General features: G+C 57.5%; 21 protein-coding genes and 1 pseudogene. 12 read left to right on the top strand and 10 right to left on the bottom strand.

Annotated features, from left to right (window positions below):
• Positions 1-25: 25 nt before the first annotated feature.
• From PSH76_RS05255 to acs, 5 genes are all read right to left on the bottom strand, one after another.
• Positions 26-1,138 (bottom strand): succinylglutamate desuccinylase/aspartoacylase family protein, encoded by a 1,113-nt coding sequence (locus PSH76_RS05255; protein ID WP_305493690.1) that lies wholly within the window; start codon positions 1,136-1,138, stop codon positions 26-28.
• A 1-nt stretch (position 1,139) separates the two neighbouring features.
• A complete protein-coding gene (locus PSH76_RS05250; protein ID WP_305493689.1) occupies positions 1,140-1,838 on the bottom strand; it encodes an ABC transporter permease in 699 nt (232 codons plus the stop codon).
• On the bottom strand, positions 1,835-2,524 hold the full coding sequence (locus tag PSH76_RS05245) for an ABC transporter permease (RefSeq protein WP_003193627.1): 690 nt from the start codon (positions 2,522-2,524) through the stop codon (positions 1,835-1,837). Before PSH76_RS05245 ends, PSH76_RS05250 begins: the two co-directional genes overlap by 4 nt.
• 91 nt (positions 2,525-2,615) lie before the next feature.
• On the bottom strand, positions 2,616-3,401 hold the full coding sequence (locus PSH76_RS05240; RefSeq protein ID WP_032895631.1) for an ABC transporter substrate-binding protein: 786 nt from the start codon (positions 3,399-3,401) through the stop codon (positions 2,616-2,618).
• A 694-nt stretch (positions 3,402-4,095) separates the two neighbouring features.
• Entirely contained in the window at positions 4,096-6,051 is a 1,956-nt protein-coding gene (acs, locus tag PSH76_RS05235; protein WP_305493688.1) for an acetate--CoA ligase, read from the bottom strand.
• A 397-nt stretch (positions 6,052-6,448) separates the two neighbouring features.
• Between acs and PSH76_RS05230 the strand changes: the two genes are divergently transcribed.
• From PSH76_RS05230 to PSH76_RS05215, 4 genes are all read left to right on the top strand, one after another.
• Positions 6,449-6,718: a DUF2790 domain-containing protein gene (locus PSH76_RS05230; protein ID WP_014719601.1), complete on the top strand. Its 270-nt coding sequence runs from the start codon at positions 6,449-6,451 to the stop codon at positions 6,716-6,718.
• A 553-nt stretch (positions 6,719-7,271) separates the two neighbouring features.
• Entirely contained in the window at positions 7,272-8,522 is a 1,251-nt protein-coding gene (locus PSH76_RS05225) for a ribonucleotide-diphosphate reductase subunit beta (RefSeq protein WP_032895630.1), read from the top strand.
• Positions 8,523-8,838: 316 nt separating this feature from the next.
• Complete coding sequence (locus PSH76_RS05220) at positions 8,839-9,411, top strand: Bro-N domain-containing protein (RefSeq protein ID WP_098950571.1); 573 nt, start codon at positions 8,839-8,841, stop codon at positions 9,409-9,411.
• 99 nt (positions 9,412-9,510) lie between these two features.
• Positions 9,511-10,224, top strand: coding sequence for an HNH endonuclease (locus tag PSH76_RS05215; RefSeq protein ID WP_305493687.1), 714 nt, complete (start codon positions 9,511-9,513; stop codon positions 10,222-10,224).
• 142 nt (positions 10,225-10,366) lie between these two features.
• Here the strand turns inward: PSH76_RS05215 and PSH76_RS05210 are convergent, their stop codons facing one another.
• Positions 10,367-10,663 (bottom strand): hypothetical protein, encoded by a 297-nt coding sequence (locus tag PSH76_RS05210; protein WP_098950569.1) that lies wholly within the window; start codon positions 10,661-10,663, stop codon positions 10,367-10,369.
• Between the two features lie 551 nt (positions 10,664-11,214).
• Here PSH76_RS05210 and PSH76_RS05205 point away from each other — a divergent pair.
• Entirely contained in the window at positions 11,215-11,862 is a 648-nt protein-coding gene (locus tag PSH76_RS05205; RefSeq protein ID WP_305494438.1) for an HAD-IB family hydrolase, read from the top strand.
• 127 nt (positions 11,863-11,989) lie between these two features.
• Here the strand turns inward: PSH76_RS05205 and vapC are convergent, their stop codons facing one another.
• The 3 genes from vapC to PSH76_RS05190 all read right to left on the bottom strand — a co-directional run bounded on the left by vapC (position 11,990) and on the right by PSH76_RS05190 (position 13,899).
• Positions 11,990-12,388 (bottom strand): tRNA(fMet)-specific endonuclease VapC, encoded by a 399-nt coding sequence (gene vapC / locus PSH76_RS05200; RefSeq protein ID WP_191960425.1) that lies wholly within the window; start codon positions 12,386-12,388, stop codon positions 11,990-11,992.
• The gene (vapB, locus tag PSH76_RS05195; RefSeq protein WP_034135537.1) at positions 12,388-12,618 is read right to left on the bottom strand and encodes a type II toxin-antitoxin system VapB family antitoxin; all 231 of its coding nucleotides are present in this window, start codon (positions 12,616-12,618) and stop codon (positions 12,388-12,390) included. Before vapB ends, vapC begins: the two co-directional genes overlap by 1 nt.
• Positions 12,619-12,939: 321 nt before the next feature.
• On the bottom strand, positions 12,940-13,899 hold the full coding sequence (locus PSH76_RS05190) for a LysR family transcriptional regulator (RefSeq protein WP_305493686.1): 960 nt from the start codon (positions 13,897-13,899) through the stop codon (positions 12,940-12,942).
• A gap of 193 nt (positions 13,900-14,092) precedes the next feature.
• Between PSH76_RS05190 and argH the strand changes: the two are divergent.
• The 7 genes and pseudogenes from argH (at position 14,093) to PSH76_RS05155 (ending at position 20,986) form a co-directional block, all read left to right on the top strand.
• Positions 14,093-15,521, top strand: a pseudogene (gene argH, locus PSH76_RS05185) (argininosuccinate lyase).
• A 160-nt stretch (positions 15,522-15,681) separates the two neighbouring features.
• Positions 15,682-16,560, top strand: coding sequence for an amino acid ABC transporter permease (locus PSH76_RS05180; protein WP_305493685.1), 879 nt, complete (start codon positions 15,682-15,684; stop codon positions 16,558-16,560).
• 24 nt (positions 16,561-16,584) lie between these two features.
• The gene (locus PSH76_RS05175) at positions 16,585-17,349 is read left to right on the top strand and encodes an amino acid ABC transporter ATP-binding protein (protein WP_003193648.1); all 765 of its coding nucleotides are present in this window, start codon (positions 16,585-16,587) and stop codon (positions 17,347-17,349) included.
• A 25-nt stretch (positions 17,350-17,374) separates the two neighbouring features.
• Positions 17,375-18,196, top strand: coding sequence for an ABC transporter substrate-binding protein (locus tag PSH76_RS05170; protein ID WP_305493684.1), 822 nt, complete (start codon positions 17,375-17,377; stop codon positions 18,194-18,196).
• Between the two features lie 167 nt (positions 18,197-18,363).
• Positions 18,364-19,533: an MFS transporter gene (locus PSH76_RS05165; RefSeq protein WP_305493683.1), complete on the top strand. Its 1,170-nt coding sequence runs from the start codon at positions 18,364-18,366 to the stop codon at positions 19,531-19,533.
• A 54-nt stretch (positions 19,534-19,587) separates the two neighbouring features.
• Complete coding sequence (locus tag PSH76_RS05160) at positions 19,588-20,538, top strand: hypothetical protein (protein WP_305493682.1); 951 nt, start codon at positions 19,588-19,590, stop codon at positions 20,536-20,538.
• A 91-nt stretch (positions 20,539-20,629) separates the two neighbouring features.
• On the top strand, positions 20,630-20,986 hold the full coding sequence (locus PSH76_RS05155; protein WP_032895618.1) for a helix-turn-helix transcriptional regulator: 357 nt from the start codon (positions 20,630-20,632) through the stop codon (positions 20,984-20,986).
• Positions 20,987-20,993: 7 nt separating this feature from the next.
• Here the strand turns inward: PSH76_RS05155 and PSH76_RS05150 are convergent, their stop codons facing one another.
• On the bottom strand, positions 20,994-22,439 hold the full coding sequence (locus PSH76_RS05150) for an amidase family protein (RefSeq protein WP_305494437.1): 1,446 nt from the start codon (positions 22,437-22,439) through the stop codon (positions 20,994-20,996).
• Positions 22,440-22,487: the final 48 nt, after the last annotated feature.

Raw genomic sequence — 22,487 nt, 5'->3', positions numbered from 1 at the left:
GGTCGATTCTCACAAAAACAGGTGGTCAGTCGTTGAGCAAGCGCCCGCAGCGCAGCGCTTCGCGCCCCGCCACCTTGGCCAGCCAGAAACCCGCTTGGGCATAACGTAGCCGTTCAACGGCAAACAACACCCCCGAGGTGCCCGCGCAAATAGTGCTTACGCGGTCGGTGAGGGGGTCAATCACTTCAAAAATCTCGTCGCCGGCTTCTACCCAGTCGCCAGCTTTACGCAGGTAACTGATCACCCCGGCGTGGGGCGCGAACAACAACTCGGTGCCTTCGAACGGCACGCCTTCGCACGGTTCAAACTGCGGCGCCGGCCATTGGCCTTTGATCAGGCCCTGCTCGGCGAGAAAGGCCAGGATGCCTTCGGCGTGGAAGATCGCTTCATCACGGCCGGTATCAGCCTGGCCGCCCAGTTCCAAGGTCGTCGCCAGACAGGCCAGCGGAATCTGCGCCTCGGGGAACATGCGCGACAACCGCAGCCATGGCAACGAGCACGCTTCGTCGAATGAACTGCCGCCGGAATCTTCCGCCAGCAGGCCGACCTTCACATTCAAATGCGCCGACAACGAACGCCACTGGGGCCAATGCTGGGGCAGCGCGTACATATGCAGCGCGGCTTCAGCGTCGCAATGCAGGTCAAGCACCACATCGGCGGTGCAGGCGTGGCTCAGCAGGATGCGTTGCATGCCTTGCAGCTGGCTGCTCGGTTCGGGCAAGGCATTGAGCGCATCGCTCATGGCCTGGCGGATCAGGCGCACATTAGCGTGCGGGTCGTCCCCCAGCTTGCCTTGCAGCAACTCGGCCACCGGCTCGCTCAGTTCGACAAAATCGCGGTTGAAATTCTTGCCGCTGCCGACTTCGAAACGCCCTTGGTGGCTGCCCTGCAACAACTGGCCGAGACCCATCGGGTTGGCGACTGGCACCAACTCGATCACGCCGTTGAGGGCGCCTTGCTGTTCCAGCGCCACAAGGCGCTTTTTCAGTTCCCAGGCGGCGCGCATGCCAGGCAATTCATCGGCGTGCAGGCTGGCCTGGATATAGGCCTTGCGCTCGCCACTGCCGAAACGAAACACGCTCAGCTGGCGCTCGCAGCCCAGGTGCCCCCAGGGCAGCAGATGGTCGATACGTTCCATATCAGTGCTTCCGTGGAGCCAGGTAGCTCAGCCAGCGGCGCTCGGCCAACTTGAACAGGCGCACCAGCATGAAGGTCAGGCACAGGTAGAACACGCCGGCGGTGATATAGGCTTCGAACGGCAGGTAGTACTGGGCGTTCACCGTGCGCGCGGCACCGGTGATGTCGATCAGCGTGACGATGGAGGCCAGGCTGGTGGTCTGCAGCATCATGATCACTTCGTTGCTGTACTGCGGCAGCGCACGGCGCAGGGCCGACGGCAACAGGATGCGGCGGTACAGCTTGTAGCGCGACATGCCCATGGCCTTGGCCGCTTCGATCTCACCGTTAGGCGTGGCCTTGAGGCTGCCGGCGATGATCTCGGCGGTGTAGGCGCTGGTGTTGATGGCAAACGCCAGGCACGCACAGAACGTGGCACTGGACAGCAGCGGCCACAGGAAGCTCTCGCGCACCACTTCGAACTGCGCCAGGCCGTAGTAGATCAAAAACAACTGCACCAGCATCGGCGTGCCGCGGATCACATAGGTATAGAGCCAGGCCACGCCGTTGACGACAGGCTGCTTGGACACCCGCATCAAGCCCAGGGGCAAGGCGGCGAGCAGGCCGAAGAACAGCGAGATGGCGAGCAGTTTCAGGGTGGTCAGCAAGCCGCCAAGGTACAGCGGCATGGCCTCCCAGATGACGTTGTAGTCGAAGATCATAGATCAGCCGCCCTTACGCCTACCGAGTAGCGCTTCTCAAGGTAACGCAAGGCCAGCAACGACACGCTGGTGATCACCAGGTACATCGCCGCCACTGCGAGGAAGAAGGTAAAAGGCTCGCGGGTGGCGTCTGCCGCCTGCTTGGCCTTGAACATCATGTCTTGCAGACCTACCACCGAAATCAGCGCGGTGGCCTTGGTCAATACCAGCCAGTTGTTGGTAAAACCAGGGATCGCCAGCCGAATCATCTGCGGCACCATCACCCGGAAAAACACCTGGAAACTGCTCATGCCATACGCCAGGCCGGCTTCGGCCTGGCCTTTGGGGATGGCCATGAAAGCGCCACGGAAGGTTTCCGAGAGGTAGGCGCCAAAGATGAAACCCAGGGTGCCGATACCGGCGGCCAAGGGGTTCAAGTCGATATAGTCGTCAAAGCCCAGCAAGGGCGCGACGCGGTTAAGCAAGTCCTGACCGCCGTAGAAAATCAGCAGGATCAGCACCAGGTCGGGGATCCCGCGGATCACCGTGGAGTACAGGTCGCCCAGCCAAGCCAGCCAGCGTACCGGCGACAGGCGTAGCGCGACCCCGATCAGACCCAGAACAATGGCCAAGGCCATGGACGACAAGGCGAGCTGAAGCGTCAACCAAGCGCCATCGAGGATAACGGCCCCGTAGCCTTTCAACATGATTCAGGTCCTCGAAAAGGGGGATGAAAAAATGGCGCAAACTTCAGGATGACTGTTGCTTGCGCCATTTCGGACAGACAGCTGCGATGAATTACTTGGCGTCAGCGCCGTAAATATCGAAGTCGAAGTACTTGTCCTGGATTTTCTTGTATTCGCCGTTGGCACGGATGGCAGCGATGGCCGCGTTGATGCGCTCCAGGTTTTCCTTGTCGCCTTTGCGCACTGCGATGCCGATACCGTCGCCGAAGTATTTGGCTTCGGTGAACGATGGGCCTACGAACGCGTAGCCTTTGCCGGCGTCGGTTTTCAGGAAACCGTCTTGCAGCAGGGTGGCGTCAGCCACGGTACCGTCGAGACGACCGGCAGCCACGTCCAGGTAGATTTCGTTCTGGGTGCTGTAACCCTTGATTTCCGCACCTTTAGGAGCCAGGACTTCCTTGGCGAAACGATCGTGGATCGAACCGCGCTGCACACCGATCTTCTTGCCTTTGAGTTCATCCAGGCTGTCGCTGACGGTGGTGCCTTCCTTCATCACCAGCCGCGCTGGGGACAGGTAATAGCGGTTAGTGAAGTCCACGGATTTCTTGCGGTCTTCCGTGATGGACATGGACGACAGGATCGCGTCGATCTTGCGCACTTTGAGTGCCGGGATCAGGCCATCGAATTCCTGCTCGACCCAGGTGCACTTGACGTCCATCTGCTTGCACAGGGCGTTGCCAATGTCGTAGTCAAAACCGACGATGCTGCCATCCGGCGCCTTCGAGGCAAAGGGAGGGTAAGCCGCTTCGATACCAATTTTCAGCGGCTTGCCTTCGGCGAAAGCCTGCATGGACAGCACGGACAGCGCCAGGGCGCCCAACAGCACGAGTTTCTTCATCTTGGGACTCCATCGGTATAGGGCAAAAACAGCAGTATGAGCCAGGGCCCACGATGCGGCGAAGGTGTAACCGAATAGCGGTGCTGCGTCCTGCGCGGGCGACACCTGCGACGACGAGCGAGTGATCGGCATTCTAACGACAGGCCGGAAGCCGATATTTCCTCAATGCGACAACAATTTACAGAAGCACTGAGAAAGCGGTTCCAGCTCATTGACAGCCCCTGAATTTTATGCAGAGACAAAAGATATTAAACCTGATGATGCTGCAAATTGCGGGCCTATTATTCGCAAACCCTTCTAGCACGGCAAGTCTGGCGTTTAATCTTATTTTTTGGGGTGTCTAGAACGCGGTTTTTCGGGGCGTGGGCGTGGTCCATTGCCTCAGGTTTGTGCGGGCGGTTACACATTTGAGCGAGGCGGTAACATTCAGAAACGTCCTACGATGAAAACCGATATTTATTGGTTTGGTGGATATACAGGTGTGTCAGACCGCCACCACTGCCTGCTATGGAAAGCACCCCAAATGTGGGAGCGGGCTTGCTCGCGAAAGCGGTGGGTCAGCTAAATATGAGCCAACTGACCCACCGCTTTCGCGAGCAAGCCCGCTCCCACAGGGAATTGGCCTCGGCTCGAACGCCTACAAAAAAGCCCCACCCGGCTTGCACCGAATGGGGCTCTGTCCCACCTACCCCGCTTACGCGACGTTCATGGTCTTGTGCGTTTCAATCAAATGCGCCACCACGCTTGGATCTGCCAGGGTAGAGATATCCCCCAACCCATCGTATTCAGCCGTGGCGATCTTGCGCAAAATGCGCCGCATGATTTTCCCCGAGCGCGTTTTCGGCAGCCCCGGCGCCCACTGGATGACATCCGGCGAGGCTATCGGCCCGATTTCCTTGCGCACCCAGTTCTTCAATTCCAGGCGCAGCGCTTCATTGGGCTCTTCGCCATTTTTCAGGGTGACGTACACATAGATGCCCTGCCCCTTGATGTCATGGGGCACGCCCACCACTGCCGCCTCGGCGACTTTGGGGTGGGCAACCATGGCGCTTTCGATCTCGGCGGTGCCCATGCGGTGGCCGGACACGTTCAACACGTCATCCACACGGCCGGTGATCCACCAGTAACCGTCCTCATCGCGACGTGCGCCGTCACCGGTGAAGTACATGCCGCGGAAGGTCTTGAAGTAGGTGTCGACAAAACGGTCATGGTCGCCGTACAGGGTACGCGCCTGGCCTGGCCAGGAATCCAGAATCACCAGGTTGCCCTCGGCGGCGCCTTCGATGATGTTGCCCAGGTTGTCCACCAGCGCCGGCACCACACCGAAGAACGGCCGCGCCGCCGAACCCGGCTTCAGCGCATGGGCGCCCGGCAGCGGACTCATCAGCGTGGCGCCGGTTTCGGTCTGCCACCAGGTGTCGACGATCGGGCAACGGGATTGGCCGACGTTCTTGTAGTACCAGTCCCAGGCTTCCGGGTTGATCGGCTCGCCCACCGAACCGAGCAGGCGCAGGCTGCTGCCGTCGGCGCCTTCGCAGGCAGCGGTGCCGGAGGCCATCATGGCGCGGATGGCGGTCGGTGCGGTGTAGAGGATGTTGACCTTGTGCTTGTCGACGATCTTCGCCACGCGGGTGATGTCCGGGTAGTTCGGCACGCCTTCGAACAGCAGCGTGGTCGCGCCATTGGCCAGCGGGCCGTAGACGATGTAGGTGTGGCCGGTGACCCAGCCAACGTCAGCGGTGCACCAGTAGATTTCGCCCGGGCGGTAGTCGAATACGCGCTCGTGGGTCAGGGCCGCATAGAGCAAGTAGCCACCGGTGGTGTGCTGCACACCCTTAGGCTTGCCGGTGGAACCGGAGGTATAGAGGATGAACAGCGCTTCTTCGGCACCCATCTCTTTTGGCGCGCAGACGGTGCCCGCTACTTTCATCAGGTCTTCGTACCAGATGTCGCGATGCTGGTTCCACTTGATCGCGCCATTGGTGCGCTTGCACACGATCACCTTCTGGATGCTGCTGGTTTCCGGGTTGGTCAGTGCGTCGTCGACGTTAGCTTTCAGCGGAATCTTCTTACCGGCACGGATGCCTTCGTCAGCGGTAATCACCACTTTCGACTTACAGTCGATGATGCGACCAGCCAAGGCTTCCGGAGAGAAACCGCCAAACACCATCGAATGAATCGCGCCAATGCGGGTACAGGCCAGCATGGCGACCACGGCTTCGGGGATCATCGGCATATAGATAGTCACCACGTCGCCGCGATGCACGTCCTGGCCGCGCAGGGCGTTGGCGAACTTGCAGACTTCTTCGTGCAGCTCGCGGTAGGTGATGTTGCGGCTCTCGGCAGGGTCATCGCCCTCCCAGATGATCGCGATCTGGTCACCACGCTCGGCGAGGTGACGGTCCAGGCAATTGTAGGAAACGTTCAGGGTGCCATCGGCGAACCATTTGATGTCGACATGGTGGTCGTCGAAAGAGGTCTGCTTGACCGCGGTGAAAGGCTTGACCCAGTCAAGGCGCTTGGCTTGCTCACGCCAGAAGCCGTCGGGGTTGACCACCGACTGCTGGTACATGGCCTTGTAGGTCGCCTCGTCGGTCAGCGTGTTGGCTGCTACTTCGGGGCGAACGGGGTACAGGGAAGCCGCACTCATCTTTCTTACCTCGGTGACATAGTTGTTGTTGTATGGCCCCTGTTGTAGCCGGGGTGGGCCTATAGAACCATTCGACGATGGTAGTAACAAGACCCTACAAATTGCCCTGCTATGCCGTTTTACCCCTCTGGCCCGCGTGCTGCGGCGCCTGGCAGGCTTCTGAAAAAATCTTGATTGAGGGATTGTTACAAAAACCGCCAAAAGTGTTTATCAAAACCACGGGTATATGAATATAACCGAGGCGCCTAAAATCAACTCCGCCAACAAGGCACTCTGATTAACAACGCAACAGCCCCCACGAAGGCAACGTTAATCCGAACTTCCCAACTTTTAAGTGACACACGCGGCCTCACAAGGGCCCCGTGCCCCCTTTCGCCCTGAAGAAGGTAATGAAGCAATGAAAGCGTTATTAGTGATGGCCCTGAGCAGCCTGTGCGCCACTGCCGCCCTGGCTGACGAAGCCCCGACTGAACTGGCCGGCCAGAACGCTCCGATCGTTGAGGACTACACCTACAGCACGCACTTGGATGTGGCCAAAGTCTTGTCCATGAGCAGCATTCCAGAAGTCTGCGAAGTTGTACCGGTAAAAATGGAATATGAAGATTCGCAAGGCCAGCGGCATATTCTTAACTATCAAGTGATGGGCAATGGTTGCTCTAACGGCTAACAACTTCTGAAGTTGGATTCTTAATTGCCGCAAGAAATCGTTCTTGCGGCCAAGAACCCGCCGTGAATACACCCCACATCAATTGTGGGAGCTGGCTTGCCTGCGAAGGCGATTTCAGCCACGACCACTCTTTTTACGCCCGCTTCCCCTGCCCCAAAAAAAACATCCCCGCCCGTCAAAAAACCCCACCCCCTGCAAAGCCTTGCAAACACTCGCTTTGGCCGAAAACCACGTCATTTTGGCGCTCCCAAGTGACCATCCGCCGCAACACAAACCCAATTTTTTCCCTATAATGCGCGGGTAAATCGGGCCTGCAATATCCCTTTACACAGGGATAAAGAGCCAGACCTTGAGCCTGCGCTGCGGCAAGCACGCATCGCTGCGCCCCTCAAGCCTCATGCAGCACCCGTAACCTGATTCCGTTTATTTGCCTGCGCGAGCTGTTGCAACAAACGATTCCTTAAGATCCACCGCGGCCCAAGGGTCGTGTGAACACCCAACCATCCGGTTTCACACGGGCACCTTTGAGCCCTCACGCAGGAGACGACACGTCATGCTGAGCTGGGACGAATTCGACAAAGAAGAAGAAGGCGAAGTAGCCGCTAAAGGCGCCAACGCCGGCCACGCCACCGAAGCCAACATGGACCGCCTCGACGGTGCCGGCGCCGCTGCCGCCGTGGAAGCCCGCGCCGTCACCGCCAACGACTCCGCCGCCATCGTGCGCGCCAAGGCTGCCCTGGACAAACTCGACGTCGCCGAAGGCCTCGCCGAGCTGGAAGGCGCCTCTGCCCGCGTCGCCGTTGACGAAAAACGCATGATCAACTGCCGCGCCGACCTCAACCAACTCGTGCCGTTCAAGTACGACTGGGCCTGGCAGAAGTACCTCGACGGCTGCGCCAACCACTGGATGCCGCAAGAGGTCAACATGACCGCCGACATCGCCCTGTGGAAAAACCCCGAAGGCCTGACCGACGACGAACGTCGCATCGTCATGCGCAACCTGGGCTTCTTCTCCACCGCCGACTCCCTGGTGGCCAACAACCTGGTACTGGCCGTGTACCGCCTGATCACCAACCCGGAGTGCCGCCAGTACATCCTGCGCCAGGCCTTCGAAGAGGCGATCCACACCCACGCCTACCAGTACTGCATCGAATCGCTGGCCATGGATGAAGGCGAGATCTTCAACATGTACCACGAGATTCCATCGGTCGCTAAAAAAGCCGCCTGGGGCCTGAAATACACCCGCTCGATCTCCGATCCGAAGTTCGAAACCGGCACCGTCGACACCGACAAAGAACTGCTGCGCAACCTGGTCGCCTACTACTGCGTGCTGGAAGGCATCTTCTTCTACTGTGGCTTCACCCAGATTCTGTCCATGGGCCGCCGCAACAAAATGACCGGCGTGGCCGAGCAGTTCCAGTACATCCTGCGCGATGAGTCGATGCACCTGAACTTCGGTATCGACGTGATCAACCAGATCAAAATCGAAAACCCACACCTGTGGGATGCCGAGATGAAAGAAGAAGCGACCCAGATGATCCTGCAGGGTACGCAGCTGGAGATCGAATACGCTCGCGACACCATGCCTCGTGGGGTGTTGGGTATGAATGCGGCGATGATGGAAGATTATTTGAAATTCATCGCTAACCGTCGTTTGACGCAGATTGGTTTGAAGGAAGAGTACCCGGGGACGACTAACCCGTTCCCTTGGATGAGCGAGATCATGGACTTGAAGAAAGAGAAGAATTTCTTTGAGACTCGGGTGATTGAGTATCAGACGGGTGGGGCGTTGAGCTGGGATTGATTTCCAAATCAAGTAACACTAAAGAGCCCTGACTTGTTCAGGGCTTTTTTATGCTCACAGGAATGAACAGGATGCTTCCTACAGGATCATCATCCATAGAGCGGTTGATTCAAACTCCTGTGCCACCTAGGCTCATCCGCCGGTGCCTAAGAAACGCCCAACGTAGAAGCAAGCCTTAATCACACAGCTAAACCTCGCTCGACGTCAGTCATGCGAATTAGATGTCGTTATGTGGCTTAGCCGGTTGGCGTTTCTTAAACCGCACTCTCTACGCTGGGTTCTCGCCCTTGAGCAAATCACGTAGAGGTCATAGGGAATGTCAAATCAACACGTATCCATCTTTCCGGCCAGCAACGCCGTACATGAAGCATTTATCGCGGTAGTGTTCACACGCCACAGCCTTCATTTACATACTCTTCTTTTGGAAAACCAACCCTGGTTTTGCGCCCGCGAGCTTGGGCGCTTGATGGGATGGCATCTGGACGAGCGAACGACTCGCAAGCTCGATAAAGATCAAAAAAGAATCGTAAAATTGCTGTTCCACGGCCAACCGGAAGAAATGCTGATGATCAGCGAATCCGGTGCCTATGCATTGCTGGTCTATCACTATGTGCCGGGAAACCGTCTTTTACGAAGCTGGCTGACTCATGAAGTTGTTCCGACCTTACGCGACCAACGCCAACCTGGAAGCATGGAGCGACCATCTTTGAGCATGCTGGACTGGCCAGAGATGTCGTTAAACCTGCTGCATTGGCAGGATGAGGGCTGGATACGCCTACGGGACATGCCATACCTGTTGGTAAATCGAACGTCACGGAGACAGCGAGCAAAAACGCCGTGGTGGCGAAAGCTCATCCAACCATTCCGAATCAAGCAGCGAACTTGCTGAAGAGCACGTCCGCCAACTCCCACCAATCCGTAGGAAATTTCGTAGACTCGACAACGACCACTCAGTATCGTCCGAGGGTTTTCCACCCTCGGCGGCTGTATGGATATTACGAAAGACAAAACGGACTGGAGCGACGCGGAGCTGGAAGCGGCGGTTGAGGCTTATCTGAAAATGTTGGCTTGGGAAAAGGCCGGCCAGTCTTTCAATAAAGCCCTCGAAAACCGCCTTCTGCGCGAAGGCCCGGTGGCGGGCCGTGCGAAAGGCTCCATCGAATTTCGCATGCAGAATATTTCCACCGTATTGGTCCGTATGGGCTGGGACCGCATCGATGGTTACAAGCCTGCCAAGAACGTGGGCACCGGCGTAGAACAACGTATCCGCCAAGCCCTCGCCGCACAGGCCGTGTTCGAATCCGAGGACGCGGCCCAAACCGCCGATGAACAAACGCTTATTCGCCGCGCTTCCAAGCTGCAGCAGCAAACCTTCCCGAAACTACCGGATGGCATCGCCCAACCGCAGAAAGTAGCCAGTGTCAGCACTGCCTTCGTTCGCGATCCAAAGGTACGCGCCTGGGTGCTCAAGGAAGCCAACGGCATCTGCGAAGGCTGCGGTTCGAATGCGCCGTTTGAGGTCGACGGTTTTCCGTTTCTTGAAGTCCATCACGTCAAGCACCTCGCCCAGAAGGGGTCGGATCGCATCACCAATGCTGTAGCCTTGTGCCCCAATTGCCATCAGCGTTGTCACCGGTCGAGTGATCGGGAGGCTTTTAGCGAAGGGCTTTACGCCAAAATCGGAAGATTGGCACGGGAGTAACCTCCTGCTGTCGCAATTGATGCACGCTTAACACTATTAGTAGGACCGAGGCCAACTTGCGAACCCGGACATGCTAGAAGCCGCCCCTAAGGGCTGACTACTCTCTGCCTCCGACAAGCCTGCGCTCTTTCTCTTTTTTCTTTCAAAACCAGCGCCTGACCTTCCATTTCACCGGAAGTGCAAATCCGTGAGCCAATATGCCGAAAAAGGCAATCCACTCGATGATTGGATATTGAATAATAAAATCACTTCTAACCCCAAAAAAAGGAAACTCGCCATACTTAATCACTTCAATATATGACACCACAAAAAAGCCGTTAAATATCACACACAAAAATAACTTTAGGGTATTAAGACCTTCACCCGAAAGCCTAGCCCTTAGAGCATACGCTCCGGCCACGCCAAAAATCACAAATACAAAAGCATAAAGTACAATCAATCTACCACCACCTTATACACCTGCTTCCCTGTCTCATATCGATATACAACTCAACACCTAATAAAAACATCCCCATTCTTTTGTAAGCCCTCTCTTTATCTGATCGTAGTCCTGAGTTGAAAAATTTGCAGAAATGAGACTTTGGGATTTGCCGTTGATGGTCATGTAGCCGTGGTTTGCCATGGGATTAACGCCTTGTTGTTTTTGGCATTTACCATACGAAAAATTGCAAATAGGAAATATCGGAAAGTTCGCTTTAAGTGGTACGAACGGTATGTAGGAAATTTAACCCACACTCCGATCAGTCAGCCAAAACACTTGTAAGAACTACCTGCACTCGCTTTCGAGTGAGCATGCCGGAACCTCAGAAGCCCCACTCCTGGCGCAGGGGTAGTAAACTCGTATCGCCATAAACGCATGGACCGTCGCACGCACACAGAAGAGCGCAGAGGCTGACCCGCTGAACCGTCAACCTGAACCCCGACAGGCAAGCGCCAGTCACAACGCTATGAAACCGCCCTACCTGATAAGGACCACCCGTGAACCCAGACATGCTCGAAGCCGGCCCCGCAGACGCCAAAGTACTTTCCGTCTTTGACTTCGACGGCACCCTCACCCACCACGACAGTTTCGTGCCCTTCCTCAAGTTCGCCTTTGGCACCGGTGAGTTTTATGGCCGGATGGTCAAGCTGGCGGTGCCGGGGCTGCGGTTTTTGGTGCGGCAGATCAGCCGGGATGAGTTGAAGGCGCAGTTGATTCGCACCTTCATGACCGGGGTGGAGAAGGCTTGGGTTGAGCAGCAAGCGCAGGAATATTGCCAGGCGCGCTGGAGCAAGTTGATGCGTCCGAGTGGGTTGCAGTCGGTGGCGGATGAGGTGAAGTCCGGGGCGGTGGTGACGCTGTGTTCGGCGTCGCCGGCGCTGGTGTTGCAGCCGTTTGCCGACCGGCTTGGCATTCGTTTGATCGGCACTGAGCTTGAGGTGGTGGATGGGGTGCTGACCGGCAAGCTCACCGGGAATAATTGCCGTTGTGAGAACAAGGTGCTGCGCCTTGAGGCGGTGTATGGGGACCTGGGGGAGTATCGGCTCAGGGCCTGGGGCGATACGCGCGGCGATCGAGAGTTGTTGGCGGCGGCGCAGGATGCGCATTTTCGGCATTTTCATACGAAGAAGAAAAAGCGGGCTCAAGTGCAGCGGTGATGCGGGTGGGCGGGGTTAACGGGCGAACCGAGGCGATCCCATCGCAGCCTCGCTGGGGCTCGACACCTCCCACATTTGGATCGGCGTGGTGCGTAAACCGTATTCGGTACGGCGTTTACCTCGCCGCTTAAACCCAATCTTCTACCCGCAAACCTGGCACGCGGTCGAACTCGCGCCGGTTGTTAGTGACCATAATCAGGCCCTGCGAACGGGCATGCCCAGCGATCATCTGGTCGTATGAACCTATCGGAGTACCGGCTCTCGCTAGCTCAGCGCGAAGTTGGCCTGTGTGCATAGCGGCATCCTGGTCGTATTTCAAAACTTCCAGACGTGCTGCAAAGCCTTCGATATCAGCCAAGTTTCGCTCTGGGTTAGGTGATTTTTCCGCGCCGTAAATCAGCTCCATCAGGGTTACTGTACTGATAGCTAGTTGGCCATAGTGCTTTTTGAAGGTTTCGCGCACCTGCTGAGGTCTGTTTTTGATTGTGAAGATACAGATGTTGGTATCGAGCATGAACTTGAGCATTAAAAAGATTCCCGCTCTTGGTCAGCAGGCTGATCTCGGTCGTTCATGAAGTCCGGCGTGACACCCTCGCCATCGAACCAGCTGTCCCATGACTCACCGGCTGGGGTGATGATTCGGGCCCTACCGATTGAGACGACATCTACACGTTTTACGTCATCCGGCAGCGCAGCTGCCTTTGGCAAACGTACAGCTTGGCTGCGGTTGCTTTGAAATACAGAACCTTGATCCATATTGGCCTACCTCCAGTGGTCGTGTGATTACGCAACGCTACACTACGAGATGGATATGTCAATGGGATATACATTCCGTTACTGGTTGAACGTTGATCTTCGGCAAGCCAAGCATGAAGGCGCTCACGGCCTTCATGAAACAGACCTATCATCCTCTGCGGTCGCGAAAAATAGTAATGAGTATTGAAATTCGTTAACAAATCCACTTCTCGCTTCGAAAAAGCTAGCGATACGGGTTTGTAGATCGACGGGCGACCGAGGTGCTCCCCATCGCAGCCTCGCTGGGGCTCGACAGCTCCCACATTTGAGCTTTGTTGAGGCTTAGGCCGACGTCTTCAGGTCTACACCCAGCGCTGTTGCAAAGGCTTTCACCATCGGGCTTCTCGGCGCGTTGTGGCGCAGGATCAGGTTGAACGCGGTGCTCAGTTGTACCTGCTCCGGGCACAGTGCGCGCAGGCATCCTTCCCTTACCAGTGGCGTGGCGTAGTGTTCTGGCAGAAAGCCCAGGAAGCGGCCGGTGAGGATCAGGATGGCGACGGCTTCCACTTGTGAGGCCGAGGCGGACTGGCTGTCGTGGTTGACGAAGTTGGCCTTGTCGCGATGGATCGCATACCGATGGTTCACCACTTCATATTGGCGAAGGGCATCGGGGGTGATGTCGCTGGCGGTGAACAGTGGATGCCCTACGGCGCAGTAGGCGTGGGCCTTTTCTTCGTAGAGCGGGAAGTAATCGAATTCTTCACGGCGTTGGTACACCGGGACGATGCCGGCGACCAGGCGCCCTTCCACGACGCCGCGTTCAACTTCGTCCAATTGCGAGGCATGTAGGCGCAATCTTATTTTTGGCGATTGGCGATGTAAGTTGCCCAGGGCGGTAATCAGCGGCGAGTTAACGTCGGAGACGGTGTTATCGATAACGCCCACACTCAGGTCGCCGATGAGTTCATTCTGTGCCGAACTAAGCTTGTCGCGAAAACTGTCCACCGAGGTGAATAACTCGATGGACGCTTGATACACCAACTTGCCTTCTTCGGTCAGCCCGAACCCTTCGCGGCCCCGTGTGCACAGGCGCATGCCGATGCGAATCTCCAGGTCGGAGATCTGTTTGCTGATGGCGGCCAGGCCCACGTTCAACTCGTTTTGCGCAGCACTGAAGCCGCCGGCTTCGACCACGGCCATAAATACCCGCAGCAATTTGAAGTCCAACCCGCTCAGTTGCAGCGGTGCTCGGGTGCCGGGTTTTGGCGGCAGGTTTCCAGAAGTGGAAAGTGGGGTTTCCATAATGCGCGTTGACCTCGAGTGCCATATTCAACAGGCTTGAACCCAATCCTTGAACATAGCCAGGCGGCGATAATGAACATAAACATCCGCCCGTGGCAACCTTGAATACGGCGCGTCAGATGCCGGTTCTACACCGATAAACTTCTGTTGAAACTGCCTCCGACTCTTCTAAAAACAAGCGTGAGGAATACCCATGTCCCAGCCCACCGACCGCCTTTGGGGCGCTCGTTTCAAGACCGGTCCGTCTGCGGCGTTGGCCGCGTTGTCGCGCTGCCCTGAGCGTTATTTTCGCCTGACGCCCTACGACCTGGCCGGCTCCCGCGCCCATGCCCGTGAGTTGCAGCGCGCCGGTTTGCTGGATGAGTCAGAAACCCTACGCACCCTCGAAGCCCTGGACCGTATCGGCGAGGATTTCGCCGCCGGCCGCTTGCATCCCACCCTGGATGACGAGGACGTGCACACCTTTATCGAACGCGTATTGACCGAACGCCTGGGCGCCCTTGGCGGCAAGTTGCGCGCCGGGCGCTCGCGCAATGACCAGACGGCCAACGATCTGCGCCTGTTCCTGCGTGACCATGCCCGCACCATCGCCACCGAGGTGTTGGGCCTGCAGCAGGCGTTGGTCGAGCAGGCCGAGCAACATGTAGAGAGCATCTGCCCGGGCTTTACCCATTTGCAGCAGGCGCAACCCATTGTGTTCGCCCATCACTTGTTGGCTCACGCACAGTCGATGCTGCGCGATGTGCAGCGCCTGGTGGATTGGGATGCGCGTACGGCGCTGTCGCCATTAGGCGCGGCAGCCATGGCAGGTTCCGCGATAGCGCGTCAGCCAGAACACTCAGCCAAGGAAATGGGCTACACCGGGCCCTGCGAAAACTCCATCGACGCTGTCGCCAGCCGTGACCATGTGGCGGAGTTCCTGTTTGTGGCGGGCATGCTCGGGGTGAATATTTCGCGACTGTCGGAGGAGTTTTGCCTGTGGTCGTCGCGCCAGTTTCGCTGGGTGGTGTTGGACGATGCCTACGCCACCGGCAGTTCGATCATGCCGCAGAAAAAGAACCCGGACATTGCCGAACTGGCGCGGGGCAAGGCCGGGCGTTTGATTGGCAACCTGACCGGATTGATGTCGACGCTCAAGTCGTTGCCGCTGTCGTACAACCGCGATTTGAGTGAAGACAAGCACAGCGTGTTGGACAGCGTGGACACCTTGCTGCTGGTGTTGCCGGCGATGGCCGGGATGGTGGCGACCATGAAGGTGCAGGTAGAGGAGTTGCGGCGCCAGGCACCGATGGGTTTTACCTTGGCGACGGAGGTGGCGGATTGGTTGGCCACCCGTGGTGTGCCGTTCAAGGAGGCCCATGAAATAACCGGCGCGCTGGTGCAGGCCTGTGAACAGCATGAGATTGAGTTGTGGCAAGCCTCACCGGCGATGTTGGCCGAGGTGGATGGGCGGCTCACCCCGGACGTGCGCGATTGCCTGACCCCTGGAGGCGGCGATTGCGGCGCGCAGTGGCTGGGGTGGTACGGCGCCGGAGCGGGTGAAGGAGCAGATTGGGCGGTTGACGGTGGCGTTGGCGGCTCAGCAGGAGTGGGCTGAAAGTTATCAAGGATTTCGAATTTAAGCCGGTGACGATCGTTCCCACGCTCTGCGTGGGAATGCATCCCGTGACGCTCCGCGTCGTCACGTTACGCGCCAACGGCGGGACGCGGAGCGTCCGAGGCGGCGTTCCCACGCGGAGCGTGGGAACGATCATGCATCAAGAATAATTTTGGAGTAGCAGCATGAACCAAACCCCGGCAGAGCGCTTGGAAGCCGAGCGCAAGTTGTCCGAGAACCAGTTCGATATCACGCAGTACGAGCATGTGCCGCGGCGCTATTACGGGCGGATGTTTTTTGCCACGTTGATCGTGATTGTGTTGGCTGCGCTGTTGCGCGCGTTTGCCAATGGCCAGATCGAATGGTCCTACATTGGCCAGTTCCTCACGTCGCAAGCCATCATCTGGGGCCTGGTGAACACCATCGTCATGTCGATCCTGGCGATGGCGCTGGGCGTGGTGATCGGGGTGATCACCGCGATCATGCGCATGTCGGCCAACCCGATCCTGCGTTACGTGGCCATCACCTACACCTGGTTGTTTCGCGGTACACCGCTGATTTTGCAACTGCTGCTGTGGTTCAACCTGGCGTTGATCTTCCCGGTGATCGCGATTCCGGGCCTGTTCAGCATCGACACCGTCGACCTGATGACGCCCTTTGTGGCCGCCTTGCTCGGCTTGAGCATCAACCAGGGCGCCTATACCGCTGAGGTGGTGCGCGCCGGCTTGCTGTCGGTGGACACCGGTCAATATGAGGCGGCCAAGTCCATCGGCATGCCGAGCCTGCAAGCGCTGCGTAGGATCATTCTGCCGCAGGCCATGCGCGTGATCATCCCGCCCGTGGGCAACGAGTTCATCAGCATGGTGAAAATGACCAGCCTGGCCAGTGTGATCCAGTACTCCGAGCTGCTGCACAACGCGCAAAACATCTACTACGCCAACGCCCGGGTGATGGAGCTGCTGATTGTGGCGGGCATCTGGTACCTGGCGGTGGTGACTGTTCTTTCATTTGGTCAAAGCCGCCTCGAGCGTCGTTTTGCCCGCGGCGCCGGCAAGCGTTCGTAAGCCTGGGTTGAGGAGATTTGCCCCATGAGAAGCATCGTCAAGGCCGTCAACCTGAACAAGTATTACGACCAGTATCACGCCCTGCGTGACATCAATATCGAGGTCGAGCAAGGCGAGGTGATGTGCATCATTGGCCCGTCCGGCTCGGGTAAAAGTACGTTGCTGCGTTGCGTCAACCAGCTGGAAAAAATCGACAAGGGCGGCCTGTGGGTCGATGGCGAATTGGTCGGTTATCGGGTGGTCGGCAACAAGCTGCACGAGATGAACGAAGCGCAGATCGCCCGCCAGCGCCTGGCCACCGGCATGGTGTTCCAGCGATTCAATTTGTTCCCGCACATGACCGTGTTGCAAAACATCATCGAAGGCCCGTGCCAAGTGCTCAAGCGCTCGCCCAAGGAAGCCATCGAAGATGCATTGGAACTGCTGGCCCGCGTTGGCCTGGCAGACAAGCGCAATGCCTACCCAGTGGAATTGTCCGGTGGCCAGCAACAGCGCGTGGCAATCGCCCGTGCCTTGGCCATGCGCCCCAAGTTGATGCTGTTTGACGAACCCACGTCAGCCCTCGACCCGGAGCTGGTAGGCGAAGTGCTGTCGGTGATGCGCGATTTGGCCACCACCGGCATGACCATGATCGTGGTCACCCATGAGTTGGGCTTCGCTCGCGAAGTGTCCAACCGCATGGTGTTTATGGACGCCGGCCAGATTGTGGAAGCCGGCAGCCCGGAAGACATTCTAATAAGCCCACAAAATCCACGTACCCAAAGCTTTATTTCTGCCGTTCGCACTTAACTAAAAAACTAACGAGAACGCCCCCATGAAAAAGATGTTTATCCCTTCCTTGCTTGCCGGCCTGATGGCCTCCTCGTGTGTATTGGCGGCCTTGCCGCAAGCCATCAAGGACAAGGGTGAGATCAGCGCGGCCATCGTGCCGAACTACCCGCCGATGGACTTCAAGGACCCGGCCACCAACAAGCTCACTGGTTTTGACTTCGACCTGGGCAACGCCCTGGCCGAGCGCCTGGGCGTGAAGATCAAATGGCAGGAAACCGGCTTCGAACAAATGCTCAGCGGCCTGACCACCAAGCGCGTCGATATCGTGCTGTCGGGCATGAGCGACACCGCCGAGCGCCAGAAGGCCGTGACCTTCGTCGACTACTTCACCAGCGGCCCACAGTTGTACACCCTGGCCAAGCGCGAAGAGATCAAGGAATTGACCGACTTGTGCGGTAAAAAAGTCGGCACCAGCCGCCGCACCACCTGGCCGTCGGAAATTACCGCCTGGAGCAAGGCAAACTGCGAAGCGGCGGGTAAGCCGGCAATCGTGGTGATCGGCACCGAAGGTTCGGCGGATGCCCGGGCGCAGTTGCAGCAGAACCGCCTGGATGCGGCGATGCAGGGCAGCGAGACCATTCCTTATTTGATGTCGCTGGACAAGGGTAAATACAAGCCGGTGGGCCTGGCGATTTCCAAGCAGTTCACCGGGCTTGGGATTGAGAAGAGCAATACCGAGTTGGTCACGGCGATCAGTGAAGCGTTGCAGGGCATGATTGATGATGGGACGTACGGCAAGATCCTGAAGAAGTGGGATCTGGAGCAGGGGGCGGTCGAGAAGATCAGCATCAATGCAGGCCAGTAAACACTGCAAAACCCTGTGGGAGCTGGCTTGCCTGCGATAGCGGTGGTTCAGCCAATGACGATGCAAACTGGCCCACCGCTATCGCAGGCAAGCCAGCTCCCACACTGGTTCTGTGTTCACATTTAAGTTGTGTTGTCGTGAAGGTATAACAAGGATCCCACCCCACCGTGGCCACCTACTCCCTGGTAATCCGTCGCCTGATGATCTGCTCGGTGACCATCGTGGTCAGCCGCGCCATGACCAGCCCGTTGCTGGCCCTCTGGCTGAGCACACGCCTGGGCCTCAACCAGCAGGACATCGGCCTGCTGATGGGGATCGCCGTGTTCATCGCCACGCTCCTGGGGTTGTACGGCGGCTACATCATCGACCGCCTGGAAAAGCGCAAGCTGCTGATCCTGGCCATGCTCTCCAGCTCCATCGGTTTTTTGTTGCTGACCTTTGCCAGCAACCTCTACCTCACCACCCTGACCCTGGTGATCACTGAGGCCGCGTCGGCGTTGTTCCTGATCGGCTCCAAGGCGATCATCAGCGAGAACCTGCCGGTGGGTGAGCGCGCCAAAGTGTTTTCACTGCGCTACACCCTGACCAATGTGGGCTATGCGACGGGCCCGATGTTGGGCGTATTGATTGCCGGCCAACTGCCGTGGGCGCCGTTCCTGATTGCCAGTGCCATTGCCTTTGGCAGCCTGTTCCTGATGATCGATATTGCGCCGACCCAACGGGACGACAGTCACAAACCCCAGAGTTTTCTCAGCACCCTGCGCACCTTGCGCAACGACCGCACGTTGATCCTGTTCACCAGCGGCAGCCTGTTGAGCACCATCGTCCATGGGCGCTACACCCTGTATCTGTCGCAGTTTCTGCTGGTGGCCTACACACCCGACCAGGCACTGAAAATTCTGTCGGCGGTGCTGGCCTGTAACGCAATCACCGTGATTTTGATGCAGTACCAAATCGGTCGATTCCTCAAGCGCGAGCAACTGCGCCATTGGATCGTGCTGGGTACCTTATTGTTTATTGCCGGGTTGGTCGGCTTCAGCCAGGCGAACAGTCTGCTGAGCTGGTGCCTGGCGATGTTCGTGTTCACCTTGGGCGAGATGATCATCTACCCCTCGGAATTTCTGTTTATCGACACCATTGCGCCGGATGCGCTACGGGGCAGTTACTACGGTGCCCAGAACCTGGCCGCGTTTGGCGGGGCCATGAGTCCGGTGATTTGTGGCTACCTGCTGATCAACGCGGCACCCACCAGCATGTTCTTTGCCCTGGCCGCACTTACTGCCATAGGCGGCACGCTGTGTTTCTTGAGCGGGCGCCGCGTGGCAGGTTCTTGCTGATATTTACCCAAGATACGGCTATTAATAGCCAAACCTCTGACGGACCCGAGCCCCATGAAATTCGACACGGCCTACAGCCTGAGTCTCGACGACAAGCTGTCGATCTACGACGTGCGAGACCTGAATTTCGACGAAACCACCGGCTTCGATTCCGACAAGGACAGCTTCCTGTGCCCCAACGACGCCTGCCGCGCGGCCTTCGATAGCGCCAATGCGTTGAGCACTTTCAACGCCAAGAACGTCAACTACCAGCGCACGCCGCACTTCAAGAACAAACCCGGCACTCGGCATATCGATGGCTGCCGCTATGCCGGCAGCCATAAATCGGCGACGGGTGAAAGTGATGACGAGCGTGAGGAAAATTTCCCATCGGAGTTTGTGCTGACGCGGCGACTGTACGCGCCTAAAACACCGGTAGTCAGCACCGATGCAGGCGCCCTACAGGCACCGACGAAAGCGCCTGCAAACCGCGCTACGACATCCTCTGGCAGTAATGACACAACCCCGGACAAAACCAGCGTGTTCGCACACCCGGTGGAGTGCTACGTGTCCAACATCGATGACAAGGACAAGCTCAAGGCCATGCCCTTGAAGATCGGTGAACACACGGCGACCTACTGGGCATTCTTCAAGAAGATCGAATACCTGCAAGACAACCAGGGGTTGATTTACTGGGGCAAGATCAAGGCTATCAAGGACTACACCAGCAGCTTTCGCATCGACTTCGAGAAGAAGGTGTGGCTCGACAAAAAACCTTATTCGGTGAACGTCTACCTGAGCAAAAAACTCATCGAAAACTACCGCAAGCGCACGGCATTCCTGGAGCAGATCAAGGCGGCGGCCAGCAGTGAACGGCCGCTGTATTGCTTTTTCTATGGGGTCACACCGCAGCTTATGCAGGTGCCCAGTAAGAAAAACCCCGAGCAAACGTTCGGGGTATTCAGCGCCAAAATCGAGAACCTGGACCACCTGATTATTCGTGAGGCGCCAGGGCTGGAATCATAAGGGGTTGCATCGCCAGTGGATGAGCGGTAGAAACAACTGTACAAAAACACAGTATAGTTGCACCTCCCCTGTCGAACCTGGAGAAAACCCCATGTCCTCTCTGGCAATGAGTTCTTTCGTAGAACAACAGATCGTCCTGCATCAATTCACCGCCAAACACTGCGCGCAGGCGCGCGTCATGCTGGGCTGGAGCCGCGAAGAGCTGGCTCGCCAGGCTGGCGTGGCGGTGCAAGCAATTGAGCAATTGGAAGGCCACGGCGACGTGGACGATGAAACCCGTTTAGTCCTGGCGTTTCGCCTGGAGGCCGAAGGGCTGGTGTTTTTCCCGGGGTTCGCACCGGGGTGGGGGATGAGTGCGCGCCGGTTTGATACCCCGGCGGCGCAACCTTCTGTGCAAGGCCTCATTTCTCAATTGATGGGTTCAACAGTGGCAACCAGCAGAGGCTGACGCAATTTCAGCCGTTGGTGGCCTCAACTGTTTTATCTGGACTGGCTGGTATTTGCGTAAAAGGAATACCTGGGAGAAAAGCCGGTTCTCGGATGGCCTGCGAGGCTTGTTCATAACCATAGGCGACAGAGAGCAAGGTGGCTTCACTATTGCCGGAGCCATAAAAATAAAGTGCTGTCGGCATGCCTTCATCATCCATGCCTGATGGAACGGATATACCGGGGTACCCGGCCGCAGCACTGTAAAAATAGTTGTGGGACAGAAAGTTCGACACCATGGCGTCGAGCTTGTGCTCCTTCATGGGGTCATCAACGGTTTTCTGAAATACAGGAAGGATCGCTTCCCACAACGCCTCGCGTTTTTGCGGGGTGGTCTCCAGGTCATTGATCATTTCCAACAGTTTCTGGTCTGGCTCACCCGCTTTGTGCGTGCGTTTGATAAAAGCGATCAGCTCAGAAAGTGATTTGACCGGCAAGCCCTCCCGCCCGGCCAGATAGTCGTCCAGTTGCTGCTTGACCTCGGAGAAAAGCGCTTCGTTATATTCTTCAAAAGCTTCATCTGACACGCTATCTTCCAGCGCCTCCACTGGCACCAGGATCGCACCCTGGGCCTTCAATACCTCCAGCGCCTGCTCATAGTGCTTGCGGTCTGCTCGCTTGGCTGGGTCCTTGGCCTCCTCAGCAGACAGCTCAGGTAAAGGGGTATAGCCAATTCGCTTACCCTTCAAGGCGTCGGAACGCAGGCCTTTGGTGTAGACAGTGGTCTCGGTCATTGCATTAAGCGCTTCTGCCGCATCGCAGATATTGCGGGTGAAAGTCCCCACTGCATCCATCCGTGTGCTGGTCATGACGCCTTCGGTGCTGATCAGGCCCGTCGTGGTTTTCAGGCCAAACACACCGTTGTGGGCTGCCGGGCTGATGATCGAGCCGTTGGTTTCCAGCCCTAACGCCACCGGCACATGCCCTTGCGCTACAGCTACTGCCGAGCCAGAACTGGAGCCTGCCACCGGCCCGCCAAGTCGATGCGGGTTCAACGTCTGGCCACCTCGCGAACTCCAGCCATCGACAGCTGATAGTGAGCGAAAGTTGGACAGCTCACTCATATTGGTTTTGCCTACAATCACCACTCCGGCTTTCAGCAAATTGTCGACGACCTTGGCATTTTTAGTGGCCGGCGCGCCTACCAAGGCCTTTGAGCCTGCGCTGGTCTGCATGCGGTCGTTGGTTTCAAAGACATCCTTCAGCGCTATCGGCACACCATGCAAATGCCCGCGAACACGGCCATCGGCACGCTCCTTATCGCGAGCCTTCGCCTCACTGAGGGCATCCGGGTTGGTTTCCAAGAATGCATTGCCGCCCTGTAGCCCGCGATCAATATTGGCAATTTGCTTGAGCGAGTCCTTCAACAGTGACTCTGAGGTGACGCCGCCTCCTTGGCCCATCTCCACTGACATCTGGCAGGCACTTTTGAAGCCTTGCACAGGGTTTGAAAGCTCCTGAAG

This window comes from Pseudomonas sp. FP215 (assembly GCF_030687795.1).
Taxonomy (GTDB): Bacteria; Pseudomonadota; Gammaproteobacteria; order Pseudomonadales; family Pseudomonadaceae; genus Aquipseudomonas; species Aquipseudomonas salmasensis.
This window is presented reverse-complemented; position numbering and strand designations above follow the sequence as displayed.

Excerpts from the sequence above, each read along its gene's own strand:
- PSH76_RS05225 (WP_032895630.1), top strand. The coding sequence starts at position 7,272 with ATGCTGAGCTGGGACGAATTCGACAAAGAAGAAGAAGGCGAAGTAGCC.
- PSH76_RS05220 (WP_098950571.1), top strand. The coding sequence starts at position 8,839 with ATGTCAAATCAACACGTATCCATCTTTCCGGCCAGCAACGCCGTACAT.
- PSH76_RS05180 (WP_305493685.1), top strand. The coding sequence starts at position 15,682 with ATGAACCAAACCCCGGCAGAGCGCTTGGAAGCCGAGCGCAAGTTGTCC.
- PSH76_RS05240 (WP_032895631.1), bottom strand. The coding sequence starts at position 3,401 with ATGAAGAAACTCGTGCTGTTGGGCGCCCTGGCGCTGTCCGTGCTGTCC.
- PSH76_RS05205 (WP_305494438.1), top strand. The coding sequence starts at position 11,215 with ATGCTCGAAGCCGGCCCCGCAGACGCCAAAGTACTTTCCGTCTTTGAC.
- vapC (WP_191960425.1), bottom strand. The coding sequence starts at position 12,388 with ATGCTCAAGTTCATGCTCGATACCAACATCTGTATCTTCACAATCAAA.
- PSH76_RS05150 (WP_305494437.1), bottom strand. The coding sequence starts at position 22,439 with ATGTCAGTGGAGATGGGCCAAGGAGGCGGCGTCACCTCAGAGTCACTG.
- PSH76_RS05155 (WP_032895618.1), top strand. The coding sequence starts at position 20,630 with ATGTCCTCTCTGGCAATGAGTTCTTTCGTAGAACAACAGATCGTCCTG.
- vapB (WP_034135537.1), bottom strand. The coding sequence starts at position 12,618 with ATGGATCAAGGTTCTGTATTTCAAAGCAACCGCAGCCAAGCTGTACGT.
- acs (WP_305493688.1), bottom strand. The coding sequence starts at position 6,051 with ATGAGTGCGGCTTCCCTGTACCCCGTTCGCCCCGAAGTAGCAGCCAAC.
- PSH76_RS05175 (WP_003193648.1), top strand. The coding sequence starts at position 16,585 with ATGAGAAGCATCGTCAAGGCCGTCAACCTGAACAAGTATTACGACCAG.
- PSH76_RS05170 (WP_305493684.1), top strand. The coding sequence starts at position 17,375 with ATGAAAAAGATGTTTATCCCTTCCTTGCTTGCCGGCCTGATGGCCTCC.
- PSH76_RS05250 (WP_305493689.1), bottom strand. The coding sequence starts at position 1,838 with ATGATCTTCGACTACAACGTCATCTGGGAGGCCATGCCGCTGTACCTT.
- PSH76_RS05215 (WP_305493687.1), top strand. The coding sequence starts at position 9,511 with ATGGATATTACGAAAGACAAAACGGACTGGAGCGACGCGGAGCTGGAA.
- PSH76_RS05230 (WP_014719601.1), top strand. The coding sequence starts at position 6,449 with ATGAAAGCGTTATTAGTGATGGCCCTGAGCAGCCTGTGCGCCACTGCC.
- PSH76_RS05190 (WP_305493686.1), bottom strand. The coding sequence starts at position 13,899 with ATGGAAACCCCACTTTCCACTTCTGGAAACCTGCCGCCAAAACCCGGC.
- PSH76_RS05255 (WP_305493690.1), bottom strand. The coding sequence starts at position 1,138 with ATGGAACGTATCGACCATCTGCTGCCCTGGGGGCACCTGGGCTGCGAG.
- PSH76_RS05160 (WP_305493682.1), top strand. The coding sequence starts at position 19,588 with ATGAAATTCGACACGGCCTACAGCCTGAGTCTCGACGACAAGCTGTCG.
- PSH76_RS05245 (WP_003193627.1), bottom strand. The coding sequence starts at position 2,524 with ATGTTGAAAGGCTACGGGGCCGTTATCCTCGATGGCGCTTGGTTGACG.